Source organism: Lentzea sp. NPDC054927, from assembly GCF_053610285.1.
In genome coordinates this window covers 106,539-127,595 of the sequence record NZ_JBSGXZ010000013.1, presented here as the reverse complement: position 1 = coordinate 127,595, position 21,057 = coordinate 106,539, and the positions used below count along the sequence as shown (strand labels likewise).

The following is a 21,057-nucleotide window of genomic DNA, read 5'->3' as shown; positions in this document are numbered from 1 at the left end:
ACTCGGAGTGGTGTTGTATAGCAGTCGAATAAGCGTGACCAATGCGCTCAAAAGGGTGATCCTACTGGGCCAAACGAGTGTCCTATTCCACACATGTACGAATAGAGACGCGTCACTCGCCTGCCGATACCGGAGTAGTTGCGCGGGCCAGTAGTTGTACGCTCCGTAGCAACGGTAGGCGTAAACCACCCACCCGAATGTCGCCTTCTTGGCCCCTTCACAGCCCTCATTCGCGCGAACTAACGTCCATTCCGGCTTATCGGATTGGTCCATTAGCGCATTGAGATAGGTGGGTGTGGGTTGTGACTGTGACGGATTCTGACCTCAATGAGGGCCGTCAGCAGCTGAGTTTGGGCACGGCCGCCGCACGTAATCTGGCCACGACGACCAAGTCCGTCCCGCAGATGCAGGGAATCACCTCCCGCTGGCTGCTCAAGGTGTTGCCCTGGGTTCAGGCCGCAGGTGGTGCATACCGCGTCAACCGCCGTCTCACCTACACGCTGGGCGATGGCCGTGTTTCGTTCACGAACACGGGCGCCGAGGTCCGCGTCGTGCCGATGGAGCTCACCGAACTGTCGCTGCTGCACGGCTTCGACGACGAGGCCGTCCTCGCCGCGCTCGCCGGCCGCTTCACGCAGCACGAGTACGGCGTCGGCGACGTCATCGTCGAGAAGGGCCGGCCGAAGGACCAGGTCGTGCTGATCGCGCACGGCAAGGTCGACAAGATCGGCACCGGTGAGTACGGCGGCGACACCGTGCTCGGCAACCTTGCCGACGGCGAGTACTTCGGCGAGACCGTGCTGGCCGGCCCGCAGGGCGAGTGGGAGTACTCCGCCAAGGCCGTCACGCCGGTCACCGTGCTCACGTTGTCCTGGCAGGACTTCCAGGCCCTCAACGGCGAAGCGGGCGGCCTGCGCGCACACATCCAGCAGGCCTTCAACAGCCGCAACAAGCCGCAGGACGAGTACGGCGAGGCCGAGATCGGCATGTCGTCCGGTCACGACGGCGAGCCCGTGCTGCCCGGCACGTTCGTCGACTACGAGCTCTCGCCGCGCGAGTACGAGCTGAGCGTCGCGCAGACCGTGCTGCAGGTCCACAGCCGGGTCGCGGACCTCTACAACCACCCGATGGACCAGGTCGAGCAGCAGTTGCGGCTCACGATCGAAGCCCTGCGCGAGCGCCAGGAGCACGAGATCGTCAACAACAGGTCGTTCGGCCTGCTGCACAACGCGGACCTCAAGCAGCGCATCCACACCCGCACCGGCCCGCCCACCCCGGACGACTTCGACGAGCTGCTGTCGATCGTGTGGAAGGACCCCGGCTACTTCCTCGCCCACCCGCGCACCATCGCGGCGTTCGGCCGTGAGCTCAACAAGCGCGGCATCTACCCGCAGCACATCGACTTCAACGGCCAGCAGGTGCCGGCCTGGCGCGGCATCCCGGTGCTGCCGTGCAACAAGATCCCGATCTCGGACACCCGCACGTCGTCGGTGATGCTGATCCGCACCGGCGAGCAGAACCAGGGCGTCATCGGCCTGCACCAGACCGGCATCCCGGACGAGTACCAGCCGGGCCTTTCGGTGCGGTTCATGGGGATCAACGACCAGGCGATCATCAACTACCTGGTCAGCGCCTACTACTCGGCCGCCATCATGGTGCCCGACGCGATCGGCGTGCTGGAGCACGTCGAGCTCGGTCGCGAGGGATAGGTCTTGGCCTCCTTCACCATGCCGGAGTTCTACGTGCCGCACCCGGCACGGATGAACCCGCACCTCGAACGCGCCCGCGTCCACTCGACGCAGTGGGCGCGGGACATGGGGATGCTCGACACCGGGGTGTGGACCGACGAGATCCTCGCGGGCGACGACTACGGGTTCATGTGCGCGTGGACCCATCCGGACGCGCCCGCGGAGATCCTCGACCTCATCACCGACTGGTACGTCTGGGTCTTCTACTTCGACGACGAGTTCTTCGCCCTCTTCAAGGAAGATGTACAGCTCAAGCAGGGCAAGGGCGTGTCTCGGGCCAAGGCGTATCTCGACCGGTTGCCGGCGTTCATGCCCATCAACGGCACGGACCCGTCGCCGGAGCCGCAGAACCCGACCGAACGCGGGCTCGTCGACCTGTGGCAGCGGACCATTCCGCTGATGTCGCAGGACTGGCGGCGCCGGTTCACCACGAGCACCCACAACCTGCTGCTCGAGTGCATGTGGGAGATCAAGAACATCGAGAGCGGCACGGTCGCCAACCCGATCGAGTACATCGAGATGCGCCGCAAGGTCGGTGGCGCGCCGTGGTCGGCGAACCTGGTGGAGGTCTCCGAAGCAGCCGAGGTGCCCGCGTCCATCGCGGGCACCCGGCCGCTGCGGGTCCTGTCCGACACGTTCTCCGACGCGATCCACCTGCGCAACGACATCTTCTCGTACGAACGGGAAGTGCTGCGGGAGGGCGAGAACTCCAACGGGGTGCTCGTGTTCGAGAAGTTCTTCGGCCACGACACGCAGACCGCGGTCGAGGCCGTGAACAGCCTGCTGACCTCCCGGCTGCACCAGTTCGAGAACACCGTGTTCACCGAGCTGCCGGTGTTGTTCACCGAGCACGGCGTCGACCCGCTGGAGCAGGCCCGCGTGCTCAAGTACGTGAAGGGCCTGCAGGACTGGCAGTCCGGCGGGCACGAGTGGCACCTGCACGCCGGTCGCTACACCAAGGCCGAGAACGCGGGTGCGGGCAACAGCGCGTTCTTCCGCACGATCCTGCGCGGGCCGACCGGCCTGGGCACGTCCGCCGCGTGGCTGGGGGTGGCTCGTGGTTGAGTTCGACATGCCTTTCGCGGCAAGGCTTTCGCCGCACGTCGACCGCGTCCGCCAGCACACCAAGACGTGGGTGCGGGACATGGGCATGCTCAACGGCGCGCCGTGGACCGAGGCGTTCTACGACGCGGCGGACTACGGCGGCTTCGGCCCGCTGACGCATCCCACGGCATCGCTGGAAGACCTGAAGCACATCAACGACTGGCACACGTGGGGTTTCTACCTGCACGACACGTTCCGCGAGGGGTTCCTGCGGCCACGCAACGTGCCGGGCGGCAGGACGTTCATCGCGCGGCTCAAGGACATCCTCGGCTCGGGCACGGCAGTGCCGCTGAACCCGGCCGAGCAAGGTCTGACCGACCTCGTCTCCCGTTCCACTTTGGACGACGACGATCGCGCCGGCGTCACGGATCTCCTGGACGGACTGTTGTGGGAGCTGCACAACACCGCCCAGGGCCGGGTGCCCGACCCGATCGACCTCGTCGAGATGCGCCGCAAGACCAACGCCGGTGACCTGTCGGCGGCGCTCGCGATGAAGTCCGTGGGCGCCGAACTGCCCGCGGAGCTGTTGCGCAACTCCACGATGCGGGCGCTGGTCGACTCGTTCGGCGACGTTCCGGGGCTGCGCCAGGAGATCCTCGGGTTCGGCCCGCTCTACGCCACGGGTGCCAGCACGACCAGCGCGGTGCTCGCGGTGCAGCAGTTCTTCGAGTGCGAACTGCACCAGGCCGTCTCGGTCGTCGCCGACCTGGTGGCCGCGCGGTTGCGGCAGATCGGCTCGATCATCGCGGAACTGCCGTCGATCGCCGACGAGTACGCCCTCGACGAGGCGGCCCGCGCCGGGCTGCACCGGTACGTCGAGGCGTTGAAGTCGTGGCTGGCCGGCGAACTGCTCTGGTCGCAGAGATCCAGCCGTTTCAGCTTCTCCCCCTCCCCCACCCGACGGTCGTTCCACGCACCGTCCGGACTCGGCACAGCCGCAGTCCTAGTTCCATAGATCCAGCACCGCACCAACAGATTGGCAGGATTCGCAGTGACCGTTACCGATCCGGGTCTTGGGGTCGAGGACCAGCCGATGTCCCTGTCGAGGGCAGCGGCTCGCAACCTCGCGACGACCACCAAGTCCGCACCGCAGATGCAGGGGATCTCCCCCCGCTGGTTGCTGAAGATGCTGCCGTGGGTCGAGGCGAAGGGTGGGGCGTTCCGCGTCAACCGGCGGCTCACCTACGCGATCGGCGACGGCCGGGTGACGTTCACCAGCGTCGGTTCCGAGGTGCGGATCGTGCCGCAGGAGCTGGCGGAGTTCGTGCTGCTGCGCGGGTTCGACGACGAGGAGGCGCTGACCGCGGTCGCGAACCGCTTCGAGCAGCGCGAGTACCAGCCGGGTGAGGTGATCGCGGAACGGGGCGGGTCCGTCGACGAGATCATCGTCATCGCGCACGGCAAGGTCACCAAGACCGGCCTCGGCGAGTACGGCGACGACGTGGCGCTGGGCACGATCGCGGACGGCGAGTACCTCGGTGACGAGCCGGTGCTGTCCGGCATCGAGAAGCAGTGGAGCTTCACCGCGCGTGCGTTGACGCCGACGACCGCCGTGGTGCTGACGCGGGCCACGTTCAACCAGCTCAACGGGCAGATCGAACCGTTGCGCGCGCACATCGCCCTGCAGTTGGCGAACCCGTCGAACGCGTCGAACAAGCACGGCGAGGCGGAGATCGACATCGCGTCGGGCCACGACGGCGAACCGACGCTGCCCGGCACGTTCGTGGACTACGAACTGCGGCCGCGCGAGTACGAACTCTCGGTGGCACAGACGATCCTGCGCGTCCACACGCGTGTGGCGGACCTCTACAGCCAGCCGATGGACCAGGTCGAGCACCAGTTGCGGCTGACGATCGAGGCCCTGCGCGAGCGGCAGGAGTTCGAGCTCATCAACAACAAGGAGTTCGGCCTGCTCGCCAACGCCGACCTCAAGCAGCGGGTCAGCACCCAGTCCGGGCCGGTGACGCCGGACGACATGGACGAGCTGATCTCGCGGCGCCGCAACACCAAGCTGATCCTGGCGCACCCCAAGGCGATCGCCGCGCTGGGCAGGCAGCTGTCGTCGCGCGGGCTCTACGCGCCGACGGTGGAGCTGGAGGGCAAGCCGATGCAGTCGTGGCGGGGCATCCCGATCGCGCCGTGCGACAAGATCCCGGTCAACAAGAACGGCACCACGTCGATCCTCGCGATGCGCCTGGGCGAGGAGAAGCAGGGCGTCATCGGCCTGCGCCAGACCGGCATCCCGGACGAGTACGAGCCCGGCCTCAACGTGCGGTTCATGGGCATCGACGAGCACGCGATGCTCAAGTACCTGGTGTCGACGTACTACTCGGCCGCCGTGCTGGTGCCGGACGCGCTGGGTGTGCTGGAGAACGTGGAGATCGGTCTCTAAGCCATGACCGCCGAAATGACCGAACCACTGGCAGCCGGCAGGCCGGCCGGTGAGGTGCTCGCGTGGAGCCGGAGCCTCGTGCTTCCGGCTCTGCGCAAGGCCGTCGAACAGCTGCCGCCGTCGATGCGCACGATCGCGGAGTACCACCACGGGTGGCGCGACGAGTACGGCAACCCGGTGCTGGAGAACGGCGGCAAGGCGATCCGGCCCGCGCTGGTGCTGCTGGCGGCCGAGGCCGTCGGCGGCACCGCCTCCGCCGCTGTCCCGGCGGCGGTCGCGGTGGAGCTGATCCACAACTTCTCGCTGCTGCACGACGACGTGATGGACCGCGACACGACCCGGCGCCACCGGGCCACGGCGTGGACGGTGTTCGGCGTCAACGCGGCGATCCTGGCCGGTGACGCGCTGCAGGCGCTGGCCGTGGACGTCCTCGCGGCATCAGGACATCCACGTGCGCTGGAGGCGATCAGGACGCTGGGCGACGCCGTGGTGGCGTTGCTCGACGGACAGGCCTACGACCTCGACTTCGAGACGCGGTCCGATGTCGTCGTGTCCGAGGTGGAGCGGATGGCGCGCGGCAAGACAGGCGCTTTGCTCGGCGCCTCAACGGCTCTGGGCGCGCTGTACGGCGACGGGACCGACGCGCAGATCGAGGCCATGCGCGGCTACGGCGCCGAGCTGGGACTGGCGTTCCAGCACGTGGACGACCTGCTCGGCATCTGGGGCGACCCGGCGGTGACCGGCAAGGCGGCGCACTCGGATCTGGCGAACCACAAGAAGTCGCTGCCGGTCGTGTACGCACTGACCAACGGCGTTCCCGCCTCCGCGGAGCTGGCGTCGTTCTACTTCGGTTCGCAGGAGATGAACGCGGAAACGCTTGCGCGGGCGGCTTACCTGGTCGACGCGGCCGGCGGACGCGCGTGGAGCCAGACGCAGGCCGACGAGCTGCACACGCAGGCGCTGCTCCATCTCGGCGAGGCGTCCCCGACCGCGCGTGCGGCCGTGGAGCTCGGCACGCTCGCTCAACTGGTCACCCACCGAGACCACTGAATCAAGATCCTTCGGAAGGCACTCGATGACGGAACACCCGCCGCGTTCGGTGCTGCTCGCCTCACCCCGGTCGTTCTGCGCCGGGGTCGAGCGGGCCATCGAGATCGTGGAACGACTTCTCGACCAGCGCGGCGGCCCCATCTACGTGCGCAAGCAGATCGTGCACAACGTCCACGTCGTGCGTGGGCTGGAGGCTCGGGGCGCTGTGTTCGTGGAGGAGCTGTCGGAAGTACCTCGTGGTGCCACGGCGGTCTTCTCCGCGCACGGCGTCTCTCCCGCTGTGCGCGCTGAGGCCGTGGAGCGGTCGTTGGACGTGCTGGACGCGACCTGTCCGCTCGTGACCAAGGTGCACGCGGAGGCACGCCGTTTCGCCGACCGCGGCGACACGATCGTGCTGATCGGGCACGCCGGGCACGAGGAGGTCGAAGGCACGCTGGGAGAAGCTCCCGAGCGCATGGTGCTGGTCGAGACCGTCGAGGACGTCGACGCGCTGGAGATCTCCGGCCCGGTGTCGTACCTGACGCAGACGACGCTGGCCGTCGACGAGACGCTTGAGGTGATCGAGGCTCTGGAGCGGAAGTTCCCGCAGCTGCGCGGGCCGGGGTCGGACGACATCTGTTACGCCACCACGAATCGGCAGGTCGCGATCAGGGACGTCGCCGCTCGGTCGGACCTGGTGCTGGTCGTGGGTTCGAAGAACTCCTCCAACTCGGTGCGGATGGTCGAGCTGGCGGCGCGGGGCGGCACACCCGCCTACCTGATCGACGACGCCTCGGAGATCGACCCGGCCTGGCTGGACGGGGTGTCGGCGGTGGGGTTGTCGGCCGGTGCCTCGGCCCCTCCCGAACTGGTGGACGAGGTCGTGTCCGCGTTGCAGGCGTTGGGTTCGGTGTCGGTGTCCACGCACACGGCGGCGACCGAGACGATCGCCTTCACCTTGCCGCTGGCGGTGCGCCGTGCTGGCTGACATCACCTCGCCCGCGGACGTCCGGGCGCTTCCCTCCGCCTCGCTCTGCGCGCTGTCGGGCGAGATCCGGTCGTTCCTGATCTCCAAGGTGCACCGGACCGGCGGCCACCTCGGGCCGAACCTGGGCGCGGTCGAGCTGACCATCGCGGTGCACCGGGTCTTCACCTCGCCGACCGACGTGGTGCTGTTCGACACCGGGCACCAGTCGTACGTGCACAAGATGCTGACCGGCCGTTGCTCGGACTTCGACTCCTTGCGCCAGGCCGGTGGCATGTCCGGCTACCCGTCCGCGGCCGAGTCCGCGCACGACGTCATCGAGAACTCGCACGCCTCGACCGCACTGTCCTATGCGGACGGTCTGGCCAAGGCGTTCGAGCTGGGCGGCACCGAGCGCCGGGTCGTGGCCATCGTCGGTGACGGAGCTTTGACCGGCGGGATGTGCTGGGAGGCGTTGAACAACATCGGCGGCTCGTCCCGTCCGGTCGTGGTGCTGCTGAACGACAACGGCCGCTCCTACGACCCGACCGCCGGAGGGTTCGCGGCGTCGTTGCTGAACGGGTCGGCCCGTGGTCTCTTCGAGGCGCTGGGGCTGGCCTACATCGGCGAGGTCGACGGCCACGACGTGCACGCCGTCGAGAACGCACTGTGGGAGGCGAAAACTCTGGGGCGTCCGGTCGTCGTGCACTGCAAGACGGTGAAGGGCAAGGGTTACGACGCCGCGGAGACCGACGAGGCCGATCGGATGCACGCGGTCGGCGCTTCCGGTGCGTCCGGTGGCCGGACCTGGACCGACGCGTTCTCCGACGAGATCCTGGCGATCGGTGCGGAACGTCCCGACGTCGTCTGCCTGACCGCGGCGATGCTGGAACCGGTGGGGTTGCGGCCGTTCGCCTCGAAGTTCCCGTCGCGGGTCTTCGACGTGGGCATCGCCGAGCAGCACGCCGTGACGTCCGCCGCCGGCATGGCGATGGGCGGGCTGCACCCGGTCGTCGCCGTCTACGCGACCTTCCTGTCGCGGGCGTTCGACCAGCTGTTGATGGACGTGGCGCTGCACCGGTTACCCGTGACGTTCGTGCTGGACCGCGCCGGCGTGACCGGTCCGGACGGGGCCTCGCACCACGGCATGTGGGACGCCTCGATCCTGCCCGTCGTGCCCGGCCTGCGGCTGGCCGCTCCCCGCGATCCGGCTTCGCTGGCCGAGTTGCTGCGCGAGGCCGTCGACGTGTCGGACGGTCCGACGGTCGTGCGCTATCCGAAGGCTTCCGTCGGCGCCGATGTGCCCGCCGTGCGCCGGGTGAGCCATTTCGACGTGCTGCACGAGGTACCGGACGCCGAGGTGCTGCTGATCGCGGTCGGCCCTCTCGCCGGACCGTGCCTGGCCGCCGCCGAGGAACTGGCCGCGCACGACGTACGCGTCACCGTGGTCGATCCGCGCTGGACCGCGCCGTTGGATCCGCACCTCGTCAAGTACAGCGGGCAGCACCGTTTGGTGCTCGCTGTCGAGGACACGACGTCAACGGGTGCGTTGGGCGCACGGCTCGGTCAGGCACTGACCGGTACATCGACCTGTGTCGCGACTTTCGCGCTACCGCCCCGTTTCCTGCCGCACGACTCTCGCGCCCGCATCCTGCGCGCGCACGGCTTGGACGCGGCCGGCATCACGACGAGCGTGCTGAAGCGCCTCGGCGTGAAGTGACGTACCAGCCGATCGCGAACGACAACGCGATCGCTCCCGCGCCCACCAGCGGTGCCTTGGCCTCGGCCGGCAGCTCCAGTGGGCGCAGGGCGGTCGCGAGGCTGAGCAGGATCGGCCCCTGCACGACGAACGCGACGTAGGCGGACCGCGCCAGCCCCTCGGCGAAGGGCCCCTGGCGGGTCAGCCTGCGCTGCGCCAGCCCGATCAGCCACAAACTCCCCGCCACCACCAGAATTCCTTCGATCACCGCAAGTGTCAGTGCCTGCCAGGTGAATCCGCCGAGGAACGGGTCGGCGTTCCTGGCCAGGTCCAGCACTCCGAGCAGCACCGCGGCGATCGGCAGGACCGCGATGGTGGCGATGACGACGTTGCGGGTCATCCGGTAGATCTCGTCCGGCACCCGTTCCGCGAGCTTGCGACCGCCGATCGCGCCGAGCAGCAGCATGCCGAGGCACTGCGGCCACCACCACAGGTGCAGGTCGCCGACCTGTCCGCTGCGGGCGGGGAACACCAGCCGCGTCAGGAACGTGGTTCCGGCCACCAACATGGTCATGCCCACCACCGTTTTCGGGGTGATGGCGCGCTCCTTGATCGGCGGGCCCAGGGCGATCGCGATCGAGAAGATCAGCAGCACGCCGACGAACCACAACGACCCGCTGTCCAGGAACGGGTCGCGGTGCGTGAACGCATGCCACCACGAGACGTTGCGCCCGGCTCCGTTGTAGGCGATCCACACGAACGTCGGCCAGACGACCACAGCGCTGACGATCCACGGCGTGCCGAGCCGGATCAGGCGTTCGGTGATGAACCTCCTGGAACCTTTGCGCTCGATCGAGCCGGGCGTGAAGATCCCGGCCATGAAGTAGAAGGTGCCCATGAAGAACAACCCCGACGGGCCGACCAACGCCGCCAGAGCGGTCTCGACGCCGGGGTGGAAGGTGACCTCGTTGACCTCGTCGTACGGCCAGCCGCCGATCGCGGCGTAGCCGAGCAGCGCGTGGCCACCGATGACCCACGCCACCAGGATCACCTTCAGGTTGTCCACAGCGGACAATCTCATGGTTTCGATGGTCCGCTTCGCGATGCGATCACGCCAGAGCCCAAGAGCGGCAGACCTCGCTAGCCGGCCTCACTGCCGAACAGCTGGTCGAGCCGGTAGTCGACGATCCGCGTGGCCTGGTCCACGTCGTAGGCATCGACCAGCATCGCGCTGAGCAGGCCGCCCGTCATGGTCGCGAGCGCGTCCGCCTCCAGCTGGAGGTCGAGGTGTGATGGGACCCGGTCGCGTTTCCGGGCGAGTCCGAGCTGGTCAACGAGCAGGCGCACGAGGTAGGGCATCATCGCCTGCTGGTCCGGCGCCTGACCGCCGCGCGTGACGTCCAGCGCGAAGTAGGCGATCTGCACCGCGCAGAGCATGCGGCTGCGCTCGTCCGTCGGCAGGACCGCGAGCAGACATGCCCGCATGACGGCGCGTTCGTCACTCGTCCGCATCGCCTCCGCGATGCGGTGCCCGGCACGTTCGGCGCCCAGCTCGGTGATCCGCTGCCAGGCGTGACGCAGCATCTCTTCCTTGGTCGGGAAGTAGTACTGGATCTGGAACATCGACACGCCCGCCTCCGCCGCGACCGCGCGCAACGTCACCGACTGAAGGCCTCGCGTCGAAGCGATCCGGAAGAGCGCCTCCGCGAGGTCACGCCGTTTCTCCTCGTGGTCGACGCGCTTCGGCATGTGATCACTGTGTCACAGCGGCCGGTGTCGACGGGCACCACGCGACGCTGTTACATTGCATCTGCATTAGAAAAACTACCTGGGGGGTGTGATGGTCGGGAAGTTCGTGGACCAGAAGGCACAGGAGCGGTACTTCGCCACCTACGAGGCGATCCGGCGGAAGTGGCCGGTGCCGTCGGAGGAACTGGACGTGGAGACGCGGTTCGGCTCGACCCGCGTCCGGCGCAGCGGCACCGGTGCGCCGATCGTGCTGCTGGCTGGTGCGATGGGCACGTCGTTGTCCTGGTACGCCTTCGTCGCCGAACTGGCGGCGCGGCACACCGTGTACGCCGTCGACACGATCGGTGAACCGGGGCACTCGGTCCAGACTCGGCCCTTGGAGAGCACCGACGACGAGGCGGATTGGCTCGCCGACGTCCTCGCGGGCCTCGGCCACGAGAAGGTCCACCTGGTCGGGATCTCGCGCGGCGCCTACCTGGCGTTGAACCTCGCCACCCGGCGTCCCACCGGGGTCGCCGGCGTCCTCGCAGTCGAACCGGGCGGGTTCGGGATCGCCTTCCTGAGGTTCGTCCTCTGGAGCATCGGCGAGCTGTCCCGCTGGTGGCTGCCCGCCCCGATCCTGCGCCGGGTCAGCGCCGGCGATCCCGCCGTGCGCCACACGATGCGCCCGCTGGTGTTCCGCGGCCTCAAGTACAAGGTCCAGATGGCTCCGCAGCACGTGTTCACCGACGACGAGTTGCGGTCGATCGACGTGCCCACCTACTTCATCTTGGGCGAGCGCACGCTGCTCGACGCACGGGAGCTCGCCGCGCGCGTCGAGTCCCTCGTCCCGCACGTGCGCACCGAGATCGTGCCCAGGGCGACCCATGCGCTGAACCTGGAGGAACCCGAGCTGACCATCGCGCGGATCCTCGCCTTCGCCAAGGAGAACCACGCCGGCCTGCCGGACTGAACGAGCTCTGAGGTGCCAGGCGTCCTGGGGGTCGCCTGGCGCCTCACGCGGCTACGGCCTGTCGCCTGTGTACACACCCATCGTCCGGAACCGCAGCCCCGGCTCCCGGTACTCCTCCATCGCGTGCGCGATCCACCCCACGACCCGTGCGATCGCGAAGATCGCCTCGCCTGCGTCCGGCGGCATCTTGAACAGCAGGGCGAACTGGGCCAGCGCCAGGTCGACGTTCGGGAACGTCTGCGGCTGGGTGGCGATCACCTTGTCCGCCACCAGATCGCCGTGGCTGCGCAGCAGGGCGAAGAGGTGGTCGGCGCGCGGGTCACGTGCGGAGTAGACGCGGTGACCGAAGCCCGGGATGGGGTGGCCTGACCGCAGGTGCTCTGCGACGGTACCCATCGGATCGGACTGGGCCTGCAGCAGGAACCGGTACGCGATCGTGGTGGCGGCGCCGTGCTTCTGGCCCTCCATGGCGCCCATGCCCGCGGACACGACGGCGTACGGGTTGGCGTGGGCGGAGGCGGCGACCCTGGCGGCCATGGTCGAGATGGCCAGGTCGTGGTCGGCCAGCAGGATCAGGGCGGCGTTGAGGAGGTCCGGCTGGGCGGGCTCCGGCGAGAGGCGGGCCCACAGGCGTTCGGCGATGTCGGTGCCCTGAGGCCTGCCCACCAGTGTCAGGGACTCGACGACGTCGGCGATCAGGGACTTGGCCGTGGTGACGGCCCGGTCCAGGTCGTAGCGCAGCGGGTCGCCGACGCTGGCCAGGGCGATGGCCACGCGGACCCGGTCGGTGAGGGTGGCGCTGTCGGGCAGGGCCATCCAGATCTCCTGGCCCTCGGGGAACTGCATGCCCGTCGAGTCGCTCTCGGTCCACAGCCAGTGCGCGACGTCCTCGAAGCGCTTGGTGCTCGAGAGTTCGGGGACGGACCGGCCGCGATAGTAGAGGCGGTCGTTCTCCAGCAGGGAGATGCGGGTGCGGATGCGATCGGTCACAGCGGCCACTGCTCCGCGTGCACCAGTGCGTTGTGCCAGGGCTTCCACCTCGGCGACGCCGAACATGCTCTGGCGGTTGAGCTTCGTGCTGGTCAGGAGCCCACGGCTGACGTACGCGTAGACCGTCGCCGGTTTCACGCCCAGGCGCCGGGCAGCTTGATTCGTCGTCAACATTGATTCCATCAACGTTGACTGTACAAGACATGTTGACGGAGCCTGGTGTCCATGTTGATTGATGCACCCAAAGGGCTTAAAGACGTCGTCGTCACCACGACCCTGATCGGGGACGTGAACGGTGCCGCGGGCTACTACCACTACCGCGAGCACGACGCGATCGAGCTGGCCAGGACCCGGTCGTTCGAGGAGGTGTGGTTCCTGTTCGCGGAGGGCCGCCTGCCGAGCAGGGACGAGGCCGCGCTGTTCGCGACGCGCACCGCCGCGCTGAGGCAGCTACCAGCGGCTGTCAGCGAGGTACTGCCGGCGATCGCGCGATCGGGCTGCACGGCGCTGGCCGGGCTCCGGACCGCGTTGTCGATGCTGCCGGCGCAACCGATGTGGGACGCGCCGATGAGCACCAGGAAGGCGGACGCGCTGCGGATCAGCGCGATGACGCCGACCATCCTCGCGGCACTGCACCGGCTCAAGCTGGGACTTGATCCCGTCAACCCCAGGGTTGATTTGTCAACGTCGGCGAACTGGTTGTACATGTTGACTGGACTGGAGCCGTCAACGTGGACGAGCCGTGCAGTAGAGCAGTACTTGATCGCCACGATCGACCACGGCTTCAACGCGTCGACGTTCACCGCACGCGTGGTCGCGTCATCGGGTGCCGACGTCGTGTCGGCCGTGACGGCGGCGATCGGGACGTTCTCCGGACCGCTGCACGGCGGTGCGCCGGACCGGGCGCTGGAGGCCCTCGACCTCATCGGGTCGCCGGACAACATCGACGTCTGGGTCAGGGACCGCATCGAGCAGGGCGACCGGATCATGGGCTTCGGGCACGCCGTCTACAAGACGGAGGACCCGCGGGCGCGTCTGCTCAAGGAGATCGCGCTGGAGCACCCGACGCCGCTGACCGAGTTCGCCGTCACCGTCGAGCAGAAGGTCACCGAGCTGCTGGCCGAGCTCAAGCCCGGCCGGCAGCTGTACGCGAACGTGGAGTTCTACGCCGGCGTGGTGATGGAGCTGTGCGATATCCCGCGGGAGATGTTCACGCCGACGTTCGCGTGCAGCCGGGTGATCGGGTGGTGCGCCAACGCGCTCGAACAGTCCGAGGACACGAAGATCATCCGCCCGGTCGCCCGCTACACGGGACCCCAGCCGACCATCACGCAGCCCACCATCACCCGGCGCACAATCACCCGGCCTGCTGTCAGGTGAGGTACCGCAGGTCGTTGCGCACGCGGGTGCGGTCACGGTCGTTGACGTCGGTCGAGCCTGCCAGGCCGGCGGTGCGGTCACGGTGCCGGTCGAGCCAGACGGAGATGCCTGCCACCACGAGGACGATCGCTGCAAGAGTCATGGCACTAAGTTTGCGACCTACTACATCCTGCCAACAGTGGCAGATCTGACGTGGCGCGCTAATATCCTGCCATGCTGCGATCGGTGGCGGTTCCCCTCATCGACGGCGTCGCGCCGTTCGAATTCGGCCTGCTCTGCGAGGTGTTCGGGATCGACCGGACCGAGGAGGGCGTGCCGCTGGTCGACTTCCGCGTGTGCGGCGAGACCCCGCACTCGCCGGTACCGACGAGCATCCGCGGCGTGAGCATCACGCCGGAGTACGGGTTCGACGCGCTGCAGAGCGTCGACCTCGTCGCACTCCCCGCCGCGCGGGTCCGCGACCACTACCCGGAGAAGCTCGTCAAAGCGCTCAGAGAGACCGACGCGACGCTCCTCAGCGTGTGCAGCGGGGCGTTCATCCTCGGCGCGGCGGGCCTGCTCGACGACCGGCACTGCACCACGCACTGGCACGAGGTGCGGCAGTTCCGCGAACGCTTCCCGAAGGCGCAGCTCGACCCGGACGTGCTGTTCGTGGACGACGGCAACATCATCACCAGCGCCGGCACGGCCGCGGGCATCGACGCGTGCCTGCACCTGGTCCGCCGGGAGCTCGGCACCAAGGTCGCCAACATCATCGCGCGCAGGATGGTCGTGGCGCCGCAGCGCGACGGCGGTCAGCGCCAGTTCGTGGAGCTGCCGATCCCGGAGTGCAGCTCCGACAGCCTCGAACCGGTGCTCGAGCAGGTGCTCGGCACGATCGCGGACAACCACACGGTGGCCACGATGGCGAAGCTCGCCGTCATGTCCGAGCGGACGTTCGCGCGCAGGTTCGTCGCGGAGACCGGCACCACCCCGAACAAGTGGCTGTCACTCCAGCGGGTCCTGCACGCGCGCCGGCTCCTCGAGGAGACCGACCTGGACGTCGACGCCGTCGCCGCCAGATCCGGATTCGGGACAGCCGCCCTCCTCCGGCACCACTTCCATCGGGTCGTCGGCGTCGCTCCGAGCGATTACCGCCGCACATTCTCCTGTCGTTAGGCGCGTGAAGATCTTCTCGGAGATCTCCCGCAGCGCCTCGACCTCGGTGTCGGAGAGCTGGTCGAACACCAGCGCCCGCACGATCTCGGCGTGCGAGGGCGCGGCTGCCTCGATCGCGGACCGGCCCTGGTCGGTCAGCACGACGAACGACCCGCGCCCGTCGCTGCTGCAGTTCTCCCTGCGCACCAGCCCGCGCTTCTCCATCCGGGCCACGTGATGTGAGATGCGGCTCTTCTCCCAGTGCAGGTACCGCGCGAGCTCCAACACGCGCACACGCCCGTCGGGCCTGTCCGTGAGTTGAACGAGGACGGCGAAGTCGGCCATCGAGATGTCCGAATCGACCGACATCTGCCTGTTCAGGTGCGCATTGAGCTCCCCCTGCATGCGGACGTACGCACGCCACGCCCGCTGCTGCTCAGGTTCCAACCATCGTGTCACTCGTTCAGCATACGGGAATAGTTGACACATCATCCACGTTCCGGCAAGGTGGATGACACTTCAACCAAATCGAGCAACCGAAGGACACATCACCATGACCACCGCCACCAACCTCTCCGCACTGACCGGCGACTACGTCATCGACGGCTCGCACTCCCGCATCGGCTTCGTCGCACGCCACGCGATGGTCACCAAGGTTCGTGGTGCGTTCAACGAGTTCGACGGCAAGATCTCGATCGACGGTGACAAGCCGGAGAACACCACCGCCGCGGTGACCCTGAAGGTCGCGAGCATCGACACCCGCAACGCGCAGCGCGACGGTCACCTGGCGACGAACGACTTCCTCGACGCCGAGACCTACCCGGAGATCACGTTCGTCTCGACCTCCGCGAAGCAGATCGACGACGACAACTTCGAGATCACCGGTGACCTCACCATCAAGGGTGTCACCAAGAGCATCTCCATCCCGTTCGCCTTCGAGGGCACCGCCGTCGACCCGTACGGCCAGACCCGCGTGGGCTTCGAGGGCTCGCACACCATCAACCGCAAGGACTACGGCGTCACCTGGAACGCCGCCCTCGAGACCGGCGGCGTGCTGGTCAGCGAGAAGGTCGTCCTGGAGTTCGAGATCTCCGCGGTCAAGCAGGCCTGACCACGGCCACCGGACACGGGGCGTGGTAGATCAGGGCCTGCGAGGTAGACCCGAGCAGCATCCCGGCGAACCCGCCACGCCCCCGTGAACCGACCACCAGCAGTCCGGCGCGTTCCCCCAGCTCCAGCAGCAGGGGGATCGGCCGCTCCCCCACCACGAGCTGTTCCACCGCGACGTCCGGGTACTTCTCCAGCCACCCGGACATTCGCGTGTGCAGCAGCGACGACTGTTCGTCGACGTGCGCCATCGCCGCCACCAGCGGCACCCCGGCCGCCGCCGCCTCCTCGAACCCGAAGCCCAGAGCGGGGTCCGAGCCGGGTGAGAGGTCGACACCCACCACCACGGGCCCGTCATGTCCGTTGCCTCGCACCACCACTACCGGGCACTCACCGTGCGCCGACAGCGCCACCGCCGTTGAGCCCACCAAGGCTCCGGTGAACCCGCCCAGACCGTGCGACCCCACCACCACTTCCCGCGCGCGTGCAGACTCCGCGAGCAACACGGGCGTGGGGTGTTCCATCCGGAGGTCGTGCTCAACAGGCACATCAGGCGCTTCTGCCCGTGCGACGGCAACGGCCTGAGAGAGCCACATCCGCCCTTGGTCGTACATCGCCGACCGCAGCTCACGCGCTGATGAGATGACCTCGGGGTACCCGCGTGTCGGCAGCGTGTACGCGTGCACCAGCCGCAACGGCACCGAATGCCGCGCACAGGCCCGAGCCGCCCACGCCACCGCGGCCAGCGCGGACGAGGAACCGTCGACTCCGACAACAACGGGAAGACTGCTCATGATCCCAAAGTAGGCCCAGATGATGTAGCGAGCCGCGTGCCGTTGGTCCCCTCATGTCAGGGTCTTTGGGCTACCGTGACCTCCATGGCGACGCGAGTCTTCCTGGTCGACGACCACGAAATCGTCCGCCGCGGCATCGCGGACCTGCTGGGCGAGGAATCCGACCTCGAAGTGGTCGGCGACGCCGCGTCGGTGGCGGAGGCCCTGGCCAAGGTGCCCTCGGCGCGCGCCGACGTGGCGGTGCTCGACATCAGGCTCCCCGACGGCAACGGCATCGAGCTGTGCCGCGAGCTCCGCAGCCGGTTGCCCGGCCTGCAGTGCCTGATGCTGACGAGCTTCGCCGACGACGAGGCCCTGTTCGACGCGATCATGGCGGGCGCCTCCGGCTTCGTGCTGAAGCAGATCCTGGGCGCCGACCTGGTCAACGCCGTCCGCACGGTCGCCGCCGGCCAGTCCCTGCTGGACGCCCGCACCACCTCCGCCCTGCTCAACCGCATCCGCCGGGAACGCGAGGAGGGCGACCCGCTGCGCATGCTCAGCGAGCAGGAGCGCACGGTGCTCGACCTCATCGGCGAGGGCCTGACCAACCGGCAGATCGCCGAACGCATGTTCCTCGCCGAGAAGACGGTCAAGAACTACGTCTCGCACCTGCTGGCGAAGCTCGGCATGCAACGCCGCACCCAGGCCGCCGTGTTCGCGTCGCAGTTCCGCAAGGACGTCGACAGGCCCCACTAGCTGGTCGGCGGGCAGTTACTCGGTTGGCAGCGGGACTCGCCACACCACGCAGGCGCCGCCGCCTTCCGTCGCCCGCACCGCGAGCGAGCCACCGAACTTCGCCGCGCGGTGGGCGAGGTTGCGCAGGCCGCTGCGCGCGGTGTCCGCTGGGATGCCGATCCCGTTGTCCTGCACGGTGATCACGACGTCCTCGGCGGCGTCGATCAGCACGGTCAGCTCGGTCGCTTCGGCGTGCCGCACGGCGTTCGTGACGGCTTCGCGCACCACCGCCTCGACGTGTTCGGCGAGTTCCGGGGGCACGGAGTTGTCGACGGTGCCGGACATCCGCACCGCCGGCGACAGGTGCGTGGCCTCGGTCAGACCGGCGACGAGGTCCAGCAGCCTGCGCCGCAGCGAGGTGTTGTCGGTCGAGTGCAGGTCGAAGATGGACGTGCGGATCTCGCGCACGGTCTCGTCGAGCTGTTCCACGGCGGTCTGCAGGCGGGCGGCGACCTCCGGTTCGGTGATACGGCGCATGGTCGCCTGCAGGGTCAGGCCGGTGACGAACAGGCGTTGGATCACGTGGTCGTGCAGGTCGCGGGCGATGCGGTCGCGGTCCTCCAGCACGTCGAGCAGGCGCTGCGAGCGTTGCTGCTCTGCGAACTCCAGCGCCACCGCCGCCTGGTCCGCGAACGACGCCAGCACCGGCACCTGGTCGGGCAGGAACCGCGTCTCGCCGCCCTTCCTCAGCACCACCAAAGCACCGGTGACCTCCGGGCCGGAGCGCAGCGGGACGGCCAGGGCGGGGCCGAACGCCGAGCCCAGGTCGTCCACCAGCAGCGGGATGCCGGAGCGGACGACCTCGTCGACGGCGTAGTCGGAGGCGTTGAAGTCGTCGATCTTCACGCCCGCGCTCGCCGCGACCCGCAGCGGCGTGTGCTGACCGTCGCCGAGCACGACGAGGGCGGAGTCGGCACCGGTCAGTTCCACGGTGCGCTGGGTGATCAGGCGCAGGGCGTACTCGCCGGACGCTCCACCGAGCAGTTCCGAGTTGACCTCGCCGATCGCCTCCAGCCACCGCTCACGCATGCGGGAACGCTCGAACAGCCGCGCGTTCTCGATCGCGATGCCCGCGGCGGCGGCCAGCGCCAGCAGCACGGCCTCGTCGTCGGCGGTGAACTCGGCGGCGTCGATCTTCTCGGTCATGTAGAGGTTGCCGAAGATCTCGTCGCGCACGCGCACCGGCACGCCCAGGAAGCTGTGCATCGGCGGGTGGTTCGGCGGGAAGCCGACCGACATGTCGTGCTGGGCCAGGTCGCGCAACCGCAGCGGCGTCGGGTCCTTGATGAGCAGACCGAGCAGGCCCTTGCCTTCTGGCAGATGGCCCATCGACTTGCGGGTCTCGTCCTCCACGCCCACGTGGAGGAACTCGGACAGGTCGTCGCGCGTGCCGAGCACGCCGAGCGCGCCGTAGCGGGCCCCGACGAGGTCGACGGCCGCCTGGACGATCCGCAGTAGCGTGGGTTCGAGTTCGAGCCCGGACGCGACGGCGAGCACGGCGCCGAGCAGCTCCTGCATGTGGTCACGAGTGGTGACGATCTCGTCCATGCGATCACGCACCTCGTCGAGCAGCTCGTCGAGGTCCCGGCGACCAGGCACGTCAGACACGACGACTAGATTCGCACACTTTTCGGCCCCGCACGGCCCTAGCAAATGAGGACCTTCGACCGTGGCCCGCCAACGGCCCCGCCCGGACAGTGTTGGCATGACCATCGCTGTGCCCGACTCACTCGGACTCACGGGTGAGGACGTGCGCGGCGTCCTGGCGCTCGCGAGAGCGTCGACGCCCGATGTGCGGTTCGAGGTGCGTTCCGAGCAGATCGAGCTGCACACGACCTCACCGCACAACAGGGAAACCCGGATCGAGTGCGGTGTCGCGCTGCTCAACGTCCGGCTGGCCCTGCAAGGACACGGGATCCGTCCACTCGTGACGCTGCTGCCCGGTCCGAGCGCGTCGGACGCGGCGGCGGCCGTGCGGCTCGGCGGGTATCAGGAGCCGAGCCCGGACGTGCTGGCGTTGTTGCACGCGTTGCGCACGAACCGTCGCACGTGGACGGCGTTCCCCGAACTGGCTTTGTGGCGCGGGTTGTTGTCGCGCGCGGCCGAAGTGGAACGGGCGTGGGTGCACGTGAAGGACGGCAGCGAGCTGGTCCTGTGCACGTTCAACCAGGGGGCCGCGGCGGAGATCCGTGCGGGGCAGGCGATGCAACGCGTCGTGCTGACCGCGGGGACCGTCGGGATCGCCGTCACCCCGCCGCCAGAACCGATCAGCCTGTCCGCGTTGCGCGCGGACCTGCGCCCGTGCCTCGGCAGCACCTTGGTGCCGCAGATGGTCCTGCGGCTGGGCGCGGAGTAGACCGTGGCCGCCCCACGCCGCGCGGGGGTCGACTGACTCGCGGCGCGGGCGGGCACGGTTCCCTCTACCCGGAGGCTCTGTTCCCGTTGGTCATGTGGTGATGAACTTCGTCGGGTCGGCGACCGGTGACTCGACGACGAGGTCCTTGTACTCGTCCTCGATGCCCTTGTTGTGGATCTGGATCGCCAGCGGCGCCTCGCGGCCGGCGGGTTCCTTCTTGTCCTCGAACTTCAGGACTTCCTGCGCCTTGCACTTGGTGGCGCCGTCGGGCAGCGGGCAGCACGCCATGCGCGCGATTCCGGTCTCACCGTTGGCCAGGATCTCGCACTGAGCCCACTTCTTGACGTCCCAGCTCGGGTGCGGGTACTTCGTGAACAGCTTGCCGCCGCCGTTGTTGTGGCCCGGCCGGTAGTCCCACGCGCCGCCGTTGGGCGGCTGGAACTGGATGGCTCCCAGGCCGTTCAAGGGCGGTGTCGCGATCTTGCCCCAGATCAGCACGGTCGGCTTGTGGTTGCCGGAGACCTGGCGCAGCTTGAAGATCCAGCGGAAGCTCTTGTACTGCTGCTTGTTGTAGTAGATCCAGCCGCGCGACGCGTTCTTCTGGCTGTGGATCGCGCCGTTCTTCACGACGAAGGCGTCCTTCGCGTGGGCGGTCCACCCGTCGAGCGTCTTGCCGTCGAAGATGGGCACCAGCACGGGATCCGCGGCTCGCGCCGGGGTCATGCCCGCGACGAGCGCCAGCACGAAGGCAGCGGCTATCCACAATGGACGACGAAACATTTGTTACCGTCCTCGGCTCCGAGGTTTTTCGGCAGCGACGGTGCAACCCACCGTAGAACCGAGACATCGGAGCAGTCAACGGAATCGCGTGTTTCTGAAAAC

General features: G+C 68.3%; 20 protein-coding genes and 2 pseudogenes. 14 read left to right on the top strand and 8 right to left on the bottom strand.

Annotation, left to right across the window (positions count from 1 at the left end; genetic code table 11):
• Positions 1 to 302 precede the first annotated feature (302 nt).
• From ACWGE0_RS20315 to ACWGE0_RS20285, 7 genes and pseudogenes are all read left to right on the top strand, one after another.
• The gene (locus ACWGE0_RS20315) at positions 303 to 1,709 is read left to right on the top strand and encodes a family 2B encapsulin nanocompartment shell protein (RefSeq protein WP_452262441.1); all 1,407 of its coding nucleotides are present in this window, start codon (positions 303 to 305) and stop codon (positions 1,707 to 1,709) included.
• A 3-nt stretch (positions 1,710 to 1,712) separates the two neighbouring features.
• A pseudogene (locus tag ACWGE0_RS20310) lies at positions 1,713 to 2,783 on the top strand (terpene synthase family protein); the annotation flags it as partial.
• Positions 2,784 to 2,805: 22 nt separating this feature from the next.
• On the top strand, positions 2,806 to 3,807 hold the full coding sequence (locus ACWGE0_RS20305; protein ID WP_452262440.1) for a terpene synthase family protein: 1,002 nt from the start codon (positions 2,806 to 2,808) through the stop codon (positions 3,805 to 3,807).
• Positions 3,808 to 3,885: 78 nt separating this feature from the next.
• On the top strand, positions 3,886 to 5,244 hold the full coding sequence (locus tag ACWGE0_RS20300) for a family 2B encapsulin nanocompartment shell protein (RefSeq protein ID WP_452262439.1): 1,359 nt from the start codon (positions 3,886 to 3,888) through the stop codon (positions 5,242 to 5,244).
• Positions 5,245 to 5,259: 15 nt separating this feature from the next.
• Positions 5,260 to 6,294: a family 2 encapsulin nanocompartment cargo protein polyprenyl transferase gene (locus ACWGE0_RS20295; protein ID WP_452262438.1), complete on the top strand. Its 1,035-nt coding sequence runs from the start codon at positions 5,260 to 5,262 to the stop codon at positions 6,292 to 6,294.
• 25 nt (positions 6,295 to 6,319) lie between these two features.
• Positions 6,320 to 7,261, top strand: coding sequence for a 4-hydroxy-3-methylbut-2-enyl diphosphate reductase (locus ACWGE0_RS20290; protein ID WP_452262437.1), 942 nt, complete (start codon positions 6,320 to 6,322; stop codon positions 7,259 to 7,261).
• Complete coding sequence (locus ACWGE0_RS20285) at positions 7,251 to 8,957, top strand: 1-deoxy-D-xylulose-5-phosphate synthase (RefSeq protein WP_452262436.1); 1,707 nt, start codon at positions 7,251 to 7,253, stop codon at positions 8,955 to 8,957. The genes ACWGE0_RS20290 and ACWGE0_RS20285 overlap by 11 nt, the downstream gene beginning before the upstream one ends.
• Here the strand turns inward: ACWGE0_RS20285 and ACWGE0_RS20280 are convergent.
• The gene (locus tag ACWGE0_RS20280) at positions 8,920 to 10,017 is read right to left on the bottom strand and encodes an acyltransferase family protein (RefSeq protein ID WP_452262435.1); all 1,098 of its coding nucleotides are present in this window, start codon (positions 10,015 to 10,017) and stop codon (positions 8,920 to 8,922) included. The two genes, ACWGE0_RS20285 and ACWGE0_RS20280, sit on opposite strands and share 38 nt — an antisense overlap.
• Before the next feature lie 59 nt (positions 10,018 to 10,076).
• Complete coding sequence (locus ACWGE0_RS20275) at positions 10,077 to 10,685, bottom strand: TetR/AcrR family transcriptional regulator (protein ID WP_452262434.1); 609 nt, start codon at positions 10,683 to 10,685, stop codon at positions 10,077 to 10,079.
• Between the two features lie 91 nt (positions 10,686 to 10,776).
• On the opposite strand from ACWGE0_RS20275, the gene ACWGE0_RS20270 reads away from it, so the two are divergent.
• A complete protein-coding gene (locus ACWGE0_RS20270) occupies positions 10,777 to 11,637 on the top strand; it encodes an alpha/beta fold hydrolase (RefSeq protein ID WP_452262433.1) in 861 nt (286 codons plus the stop codon).
• 51 nt (positions 11,638 to 11,688) lie between these two features.
• Here the strand turns inward: ACWGE0_RS20270 and ACWGE0_RS20265 are convergent, their stop codons facing one another.
• Entirely contained in the window at positions 11,689 to 12,810 is a 1,122-nt protein-coding gene (locus ACWGE0_RS20265) for a citrate synthase (protein ID WP_452262432.1), read from the bottom strand.
• A 42-nt stretch (positions 12,811 to 12,852) separates the two neighbouring features.
• On the opposite strand from ACWGE0_RS20265, the gene ACWGE0_RS20260 reads away from it, so the two are divergent.
• Positions 12,853 to 14,007, top strand: coding sequence for a citrate/2-methylcitrate synthase (locus tag ACWGE0_RS20260; protein WP_452262431.1), 1,155 nt, complete (start codon positions 12,853 to 12,855; stop codon positions 14,005 to 14,007).
• On the opposite strand, the gene ACWGE0_RS20255 is transcribed toward ACWGE0_RS20260, so the two are convergent.
• Positions 14,000 to 14,149, bottom strand: a complete 150-nt coding sequence (locus ACWGE0_RS20255; RefSeq protein WP_452262430.1) for a hypothetical protein — start codon at positions 14,147 to 14,149, stop codon at positions 14,000 to 14,002. The genes ACWGE0_RS20260 and ACWGE0_RS20255 overlap by 8 nt on opposite strands.
• A gap of 71 nt (positions 14,150 to 14,220) precedes the next feature.
• Here ACWGE0_RS20255 and ACWGE0_RS20250 point away from each other — a divergent pair, with 71 nt between their 5' ends.
• Together ACWGE0_RS20250 and ACWGE0_RS20245 are read left to right on the top strand one after the other, a co-directional pair.
• Positions 14,221 to 15,165 carry a GlxA family transcriptional regulator gene (locus tag ACWGE0_RS20250; protein WP_452262429.1) on the top strand — a complete coding sequence of 315 codons (945 nt, stop codon included), beginning with the start codon at positions 14,221 to 14,223 and terminating at the stop codon, positions 15,163 to 15,165.
• Positions 15,166 to 15,169: 4 nt separating this feature from the next.
• Positions 15,170 to 15,382: a hypothetical protein gene (locus ACWGE0_RS20245; protein WP_452262489.1), complete on the top strand. Its 213-nt coding sequence runs from the start codon at positions 15,170 to 15,172 to the stop codon at positions 15,380 to 15,382.
• Here ACWGE0_RS20245 and ACWGE0_RS20240 read toward each other — a convergent pair.
• Positions 15,349 to 15,489 (bottom strand): annotated as a pseudogene (locus ACWGE0_RS20240) (MarR family transcriptional regulator); the annotation flags it as partial. The gene ACWGE0_RS20245 and the pseudogene ACWGE0_RS20240 sit on opposite strands and share 34 nt — an antisense overlap.
• Positions 15,490 to 15,697: 208 nt before the next feature.
• On the opposite strand from ACWGE0_RS20240, the gene ACWGE0_RS20235 reads away from it, so the two are divergent.
• Complete coding sequence (locus tag ACWGE0_RS20235; protein ID WP_452262428.1) at positions 15,698 to 16,255, top strand: YceI family protein; 558 nt, start codon at positions 15,698 to 15,700, stop codon at positions 16,253 to 16,255.
• On the opposite strand, the gene ACWGE0_RS20230 is transcribed toward ACWGE0_RS20235, so the two are convergent.
• On the bottom strand, positions 16,242 to 17,045 hold the full coding sequence (locus tag ACWGE0_RS20230; RefSeq protein WP_452262427.1) for a universal stress protein: 804 nt from the start codon (positions 17,043 to 17,045) through the stop codon (positions 16,242 to 16,244). The two genes, ACWGE0_RS20235 and ACWGE0_RS20230, sit on opposite strands and share 14 nt — an antisense overlap.
• 84 nt (positions 17,046 to 17,129) lie before the next feature.
• Here ACWGE0_RS20230 and ACWGE0_RS20225 point away from each other — a divergent pair, with 84 nt between their 5' ends.
• On the top strand, positions 17,130 to 17,780 hold the full coding sequence (locus ACWGE0_RS20225; protein ID WP_452262426.1) for a response regulator transcription factor: 651 nt from the start codon (positions 17,130 to 17,132) through the stop codon (positions 17,778 to 17,780).
• A gap of 15 nt (positions 17,781 to 17,795) precedes the next feature.
• Here ACWGE0_RS20225 and ACWGE0_RS20220 read toward each other — a convergent pair whose 3' ends face one another.
• On the bottom strand, positions 17,796 to 19,427 hold the full coding sequence (locus tag ACWGE0_RS20220; RefSeq protein ID WP_452262425.1) for a GAF domain-containing protein: 1,632 nt from the start codon (positions 19,425 to 19,427) through the stop codon (positions 17,796 to 17,798).
• 97 nt (positions 19,428 to 19,524) lie between these two features.
• Here ACWGE0_RS20220 and ACWGE0_RS20215 point away from each other — a divergent pair, with 97 nt between their 5' ends.
• Positions 19,525 to 20,175, top strand: coding sequence for a hypothetical protein (locus tag ACWGE0_RS20215; RefSeq protein WP_452262424.1), 651 nt, complete (start codon positions 19,525 to 19,527; stop codon positions 20,173 to 20,175).
• Between the two features lie 90 nt (positions 20,176 to 20,265).
• On the opposite strand, the gene ACWGE0_RS20210 is transcribed toward ACWGE0_RS20215, so the two are convergent.
• Positions 20,266 to 20,955, bottom strand: coding sequence for a family 16 glycoside hydrolase (locus ACWGE0_RS20210; RefSeq protein ID WP_452262423.1), 690 nt, complete (start codon positions 20,953 to 20,955; stop codon positions 20,266 to 20,268).
• Positions 20,956 to 21,057 lie beyond the last annotated feature (102 nt).

Coding starts and splice junctions, on each gene's coding strand:
- ACWGE0_RS20265 (WP_452262432.1), bottom strand. CDS start 12,810: ATGGAATCAATGTTGACGACGAATCAAGCTGCCCGGCGCCTGGGCGTG.
- ACWGE0_RS20225 (WP_452262426.1), top strand. CDS start 17,130: ATGGCGACGCGAGTCTTCCTGGTCGACGACCACGAAATCGTCCGCCGC.
- ACWGE0_RS20290 (WP_452262437.1), top strand. CDS start 6,320: ATGACGGAACACCCGCCGCGTTCGGTGCTGCTCGCCTCACCCCGGTCG.
- ACWGE0_RS20230 (WP_452262427.1), bottom strand. CDS start 17,045: ATGAGCAGTCTTCCCGTTGTTGTCGGAGTCGACGGTTCCTCGTCCGCG.
- ACWGE0_RS20300 (WP_452262439.1), top strand. CDS start 3,886: ATGTCCCTGTCGAGGGCAGCGGCTCGCAACCTCGCGACGACCACCAAG.
- ACWGE0_RS20250 (WP_452262429.1), top strand. CDS start 14,221: ATGCTGCGATCGGTGGCGGTTCCCCTCATCGACGGCGTCGCGCCGTTC.
- ACWGE0_RS20295 (WP_452262438.1), top strand. CDS start 5,260: ATGACCGAACCACTGGCAGCCGGCAGGCCGGCCGGTGAGGTGCTCGCG.
- ACWGE0_RS20280 (WP_452262435.1), bottom strand. CDS start 10,017: ATGAGATTGTCCGCTGTGGACAACCTGAAGGTGATCCTGGTGGCGTGG.
- ACWGE0_RS20255 (WP_452262430.1), bottom strand. CDS start 14,149: ATGACTCTTGCAGCGATCGTCCTCGTGGTGGCAGGCATCTCCGTCTGG.
- ACWGE0_RS20235 (WP_452262428.1), top strand. CDS start 15,698: ATGACCACCGCCACCAACCTCTCCGCACTGACCGGCGACTACGTCATC.
- ACWGE0_RS20210 (WP_452262423.1), bottom strand. CDS start 20,955: ATGTTTCGTCGTCCATTGTGGATAGCCGCTGCCTTCGTGCTGGCGCTC.
- ACWGE0_RS20215 (WP_452262424.1), top strand. CDS start 19,525: ATGACCATCGCTGTGCCCGACTCACTCGGACTCACGGGTGAGGACGTG.
- ACWGE0_RS20275 (WP_452262434.1), bottom strand. CDS start 10,685: ATGCCGAAGCGCGTCGACCACGAGGAGAAACGGCGTGACCTCGCGGAG.
- ACWGE0_RS20260 (WP_452262431.1), top strand. CDS start 12,853: ATGTTGATTGATGCACCCAAAGGGCTTAAAGACGTCGTCGTCACCACG.
- ACWGE0_RS20270 (WP_452262433.1), top strand. CDS start 10,777: ATGGTCGGGAAGTTCGTGGACCAGAAGGCACAGGAGCGGTACTTCGCC.